Below are 4,911 nucleotides of genomic sequence, written 5' to 3'. Positions count from 1 at the left end.
CATCCCCACCACCCGACAACAACTCCCAAAAACCCTCCGGCGAATCAATCCCACCCGGCAACCGACACGCCATCGACACCACCGCAATCGGCTCGGTGCGGGCGGCCCGTTCCGAGCCGAGCTCCTTCTCCGCCTTGAGCAACGCAGTCGTGGCACGCCTCAGGTAGGACTCGAGCTTCTCGACGTCGGACGCGCTCATGAACTGACTCCAAACTTGTCGTCAAGGAACTGCAGAAGGTCTTCGGTGTTGTCGGCTTCCAGCTCGACCGTCGTGTCCGGGACGACGACGGTCCTCGCAAGCCCGTCCTTGAGGTCGAGGAAGGCCGATGCCAGGCCCTCCGTCTCCAGTTGTCCGGGCGTCGCTGCCCGCAACAGCTCCACCAAGCCGTCGATCTGTGCCGCTGTCAGGGCGCCCACGGCTCCTCTGCGGGCGGGAGCCTTCCCCGGGGCCTCCGGTGGGGCGAGCCGTTCCAGCAGGAACGTCGCCACGGCGTCGGGCGTCGGATGGTCGAAGGCGAGCGTGGCGGGCAGGGCGACCCCCGTCTCGGCCGACAGGCGGCGGCGCAGCTCGACCGCCATCAGAGAGTCGAGCCCGACTTCCTTGAAGACCTGCTGGGCACCCACGCTCTCCGAGTCCGGCAGGCCGAGCACCACGGCGGCCTCGCGCTGCACCGTCCGGAGCACCGTGCGGCGGCGTTCCTTGGCGGACAGCTGGGCCAGCCGGTCCTTGAGGGCGGCCGCCGGTGCTCCCGAGTCCTGGGCGCGGCGGAGCCGACTGCGGAGCATGCCTCGTAGCAGCACGGGAACGTCTTCTCCCTTGTCGTTGCCGCGCTGCAGTGCGTCCAGTTCCAGCCTGGCCGCCACGAGGTGCGGTTCCGGGCGGGACAGCGCGGCGTCCAGCAGGCGCAGAGCCTGCTCCGCGGTGAGGGCGGAGATGCCCTGACGCCGCATCCGGGCCAGGTCCGCCTGCCCCAGGTTGTCGGTCGGCCCGTTGCCGGCGGCCTCCCACAGTCCCCAGGAGATGCTGGTGGCGGGCAGCCCCTCGGCACGGCGGTGCGCGGCCAGGGCGTCCAGGAAGGTGTTCGCGGCGGCGTACGTGGACTGGCCCGCGCCGCCGAACACCCCGGCCACCGAGGAGAAGAGCACGAACGCGGCCAGGTCCAACTCCCGGGTGAGCCGGTGCAGATGGACGGCTCCGGCCACCTTCGGGCCCAGTACCTTCCACAACCGCTCCGGGTCCTGTGCCGTCAGCAGCCCGTCGTCCAGGGCTGCCGCCAGGTGCACCACACCCGTCCAGGGGTGTGCGTCCGGCACCGCGGCCAGGAGCTGTGCGAGCTGCTCCCGGTCCGTCACGTCGCAGCACTCGATACGGACGGTCGTGGCGCCGGCCGCCTCCAGTTCGCTCACGAGGTCGGACGCGCCGGGGGCCTGCGGACCGCGCCGCGAGGTGAGGACCAGGTGGCGCACCCCGTGCTCGCGGACGAGATGGGCGGCGACCTGACGGCCCAGTTCACCGGTGCCCCCGGTGATCAGGACGGTGCCTCGGGGGTCCAGGCGGCGGAGCGCCCCGTCGTTCTCGGCCGTGCCGCGGACCCGGGCCAGGTGGGCGGCGAGGACCTTCTCGTCGCGGACCACGAGTTCCGGCTCGTCGGTCACCGCCAGTGCCTGTGCCAGGGCCGGTGTACAGGCGTCGATGTCGACGAGGCGGACCGTTCGCTCGGCGAACTCCGTACGTGCCGAGCGGACCAGACCCCACAGGCCGGACCGGCTCAGGTCCCGTATGCCGTCCCCGCCTGCCCCGCCGTCCCCACTGTCCACGCCGTCCACGCCGTCTCCGGTGCTCCCCGCGTTCACGGCTCCACGGGTCACCCACACCAGTTCGGCAGTGGTCAGCCGGTCGTCGGTCAGCAGTCGCCGCAGTGTTGTCAGGGCGTCGGCCGTCAGCCTTCGGACAGCCCCGACGCCGGCGTCGTCCGGGTCCTCCGACCCGTCTCGCGCACCAGCGGGTCCCGGGTCCGCCGTCGCATCCACAACCAGTCGAACGGGCGTTTCCCACCCGTCTCCGACGCCGGCAAGGAAAGCATCCACATCAACCACATGTTCAGTCCCCAATACATTCGAGAGAACACCGTCACCACCAAGGACCCCGGTCCGTACGGCCACCGAGGGGGTCGTGGGACGCACCGGCCGGAATCCGATCCGGTACAGGTGCTGCACGGGCCGTCCGGAGCGGATCTGCTCCGCGCTCGCCTCGCGCAGCCGCAGCGTTCCCGCAGCGGCCACGGGCCTGCCCTGCGCGTCCGCCACCCACAGCCGGGCGCTGGACCGCACGGTGTCCAGGTCGACCCGGACGCGGAGGGTCGAGCTGCCCTCGGCGTGGAGTTCCACGTCCTCCCACTCGAAGGGCAGCAGCACACGGTGGTCGGCCTCGTCGAGGTCCCGGACCGCCTGGAGCGTGTGGAGGGCCGCGTCCAGGAGGGCCGGGTGCACCCCGTAGTCCTGTCCCTGCACTCCTTCGGGCAACCGCACCAGGCCGTAGGCCGTATCGCCGTCGCGCCACAGCTCGGTCAGCCCCTGGAACGCCGGGCCGTACCCGACGCCCTGGGCGGCGAGCCGCTCGTAGAACCCCTCCAGGGAGACCGGTTCCGCGCCGGCCACCGGCCAGGACCGCAGGTCGTCGAAGCCTTCGTCGCCGGTGTCCGCGCCGCCGTCGAGCAGTCTGCCCGTGGCGTGGCACGTCCAGTGTTCCTGTTCCGACTCGGGTCGTCCGTAGATGGCGATGGACCGCTCACCGCTCAAGTCGGCTGCCCCGACCGCCACTTGGATGTGCACTCCGTCGCCGTCGAGGATCAGCGGTTCGGACAGGGTGAGTTCGCCGACCCGTCCCGCGCCGCTCTCCCGCGCGGCCACGAGCGCCAGTTCCAGCAGCCCGGTGCCGGGGGCCAGAACGGTGCCGAAGGCGGCGTGGTCGATCAGCCACGGGTGGTCGGCGAGCGAGAGCCGTCCGGTGAGCAGGTGCCCTTCGCCGTTGGCCATCGCGGTGACGGCCCCCAGCCAGGGGTGCCGTGCCGGGGCGAGGCCCATCGAGTTCGCGTCGCCGGCGGGCCGGACGATCTCCGTCCAGTAGCGCTCGCGCTGGAAGGCGTACGTGGGAAGGGGGACGAGGGTGCCGGTGGGTGCGCCCAGGGCGCGATCCCAGTCGACCCCGTAACCCTGGACGTGCAGCAGGGCCAGCGTTCCGAGCAGTTCGCCGAGGCCGCCCTGGCCCCGCTGGAGGCTCGGCACCACGAGGCCGTCCGCCTCGCCGAGCCCGTTCGTCAGCGGCATGACCAGGACGGGGTTCGGGCTGACTTCGACGAAGACGTCGTACCCGTCCTCGATCAGCTTCGCCTGGGCCAGGTCGAGCCGGACCGGCTCGCGCAGGTTGCGGCACCAGTAGTCCGCGTCCAGCTCACGGCCGTCAACGAGGTCTCCGGTGACCGTCGAGTAGAACGGCACGTCGGTCTGCCGGGGGCGCAGTACGGCGAACTCGGCCCGCAGTCCGGGCAGGAGCGGGTCCATGTGGGCGCTGTGCGACGCGCAGGCCGCGTTGAGCTTTCCGCATGCGACGTCCGCGTCGTCGAGCTCGATCAGTACGTCCTCGACCGCGTCGACGTCGCCGGAGATCACGGTCCACCGGTCGGTGTTGACCGCCGCGATCGACAGGGCGTCCCCGTACGGTGCGATGTGTTCGCGCACCTGGTCGAGGGGCAGTTCGATCACGGCCATCTCGCCACCGCCGCCGTCGGACTGGAGCACCCGGCTGCGGAGTGCCACGATGCGGGCGCCCTCCTCGACGGTGAGTGCGCCGGCGACGACGGCCGCGGCCACTTCTCCCTGGCTGTGGCCGACCACGGCGGAGGGTTCGAGTCCCAGCTCCCGCCAGGCCGCGGCCAGGCCGACGTACATGGCGAACAGCACGGGCTGGACGACGTCCAGTCGCTCGAACGGGAGGCTTCCCCGGTCCTCGCCGCGCAGCCGGTCGAGCACCGACCAGCCGGTGTGGGGCCGCAGTGCCGCGTCGCACGCGCTCACCGTTTCGCGGAAGGCGGGGCTCTGGTCCAGCAGGTCCCGGCCCATGTCCTCCCAGTCGGTGCCCTGTCCCGGGAAGACGAACACGGTCCTGGTCCGCTCGACGGCCCGCCCCTGCACAAGACCGGGGTCCGGGACGCCGTCGGCGAGAGCCCGGAGTGCTTCCACGGCCCGGTCGAGGGTCGAGGCGGTGACAGCGGCACGGGAGGCGAAGTGCGTACGGTGCCGGGCGGCCGTCACCGCCACATCCGCCAGGCGGATGTCCTCGCGGCCGGAGAGCCAGGACGCCCAGCGCCCCGCCTGCTCCCGCAACGCCGCCTCGTCACGCCCCGACACCACCACCGGGAACGGCACCGGCACCGAGGACGGCCCGTCGAAAGCCTCTGCCGCCGCTTCGACGGCGGGCGGCTCCTCCACGATGACGTGCGCGTTCGTACCGCTCAGACCGAACGACGACACCCCCGCACGCCGCACCCGTCCCTCGTCCCACTCCCACGGACGTGCCTCCTGCAACAGCTCAAGCCCACTGCCCTCCCACTCGATCAGCGAGCTCGGCTCCTCGGCATGCAGCGTCTTCGGCAACACCCCGTGCTGCAACGCCAGAACCATCTTCATCACGCCGATCACACCGGCGGCGGCCTGGGCGTGGCCGATGTTCGACTTCGACGACCCCAGCCACACCGGACGGCCCGCATCCCGCCCCGGACCGAACACCTCGGCCAGCGCTCCGGCCTCGATCGGGTCGCCCAGCGACGTACCCGTCCCGTGCGCCTCGACCGCATCGATGTCGGCCGGAGTGAGCCGGGCCGCCTCCAGCGCATCCTGGATCACCCGCTGCTG

Annotated in this window: 2 protein-coding genes; both read right to left on the bottom strand. The window is 71.9% G+C overall.

Going from position 1 to position 4,911, the window contains the following annotated elements; translation table 11 throughout:
- A partial coding sequence (locus tag ACWCXX_RS40540) for a beta-ketoacyl synthase N-terminal-like domain-containing protein (RefSeq protein ID WP_451136229.1) occupies window positions 1-199 on the bottom strand: 199 nt, incomplete at its 3' end.
- A complete protein-coding gene (locus ACWCXX_RS40535) occupies window positions 196-4,902 on the bottom strand; it encodes a type I polyketide synthase (RefSeq protein ID WP_451136227.1) in 4,707 nt (1,568 codons plus the stop codon). The genes ACWCXX_RS40535 and ACWCXX_RS40540, both read right to left, overlap by 4 nt.
- Between the last annotated feature and the right edge of the window lie 9 nt (window positions 4,903-4,911).

The organism is Streptomyces sp. NPDC001732 (assembly GCF_053596315.1).
The sequence above is the reverse complement of the archived record's forward strand: the minus strand, read 5'-3'. Positions and strand labels throughout refer to the sequence as shown.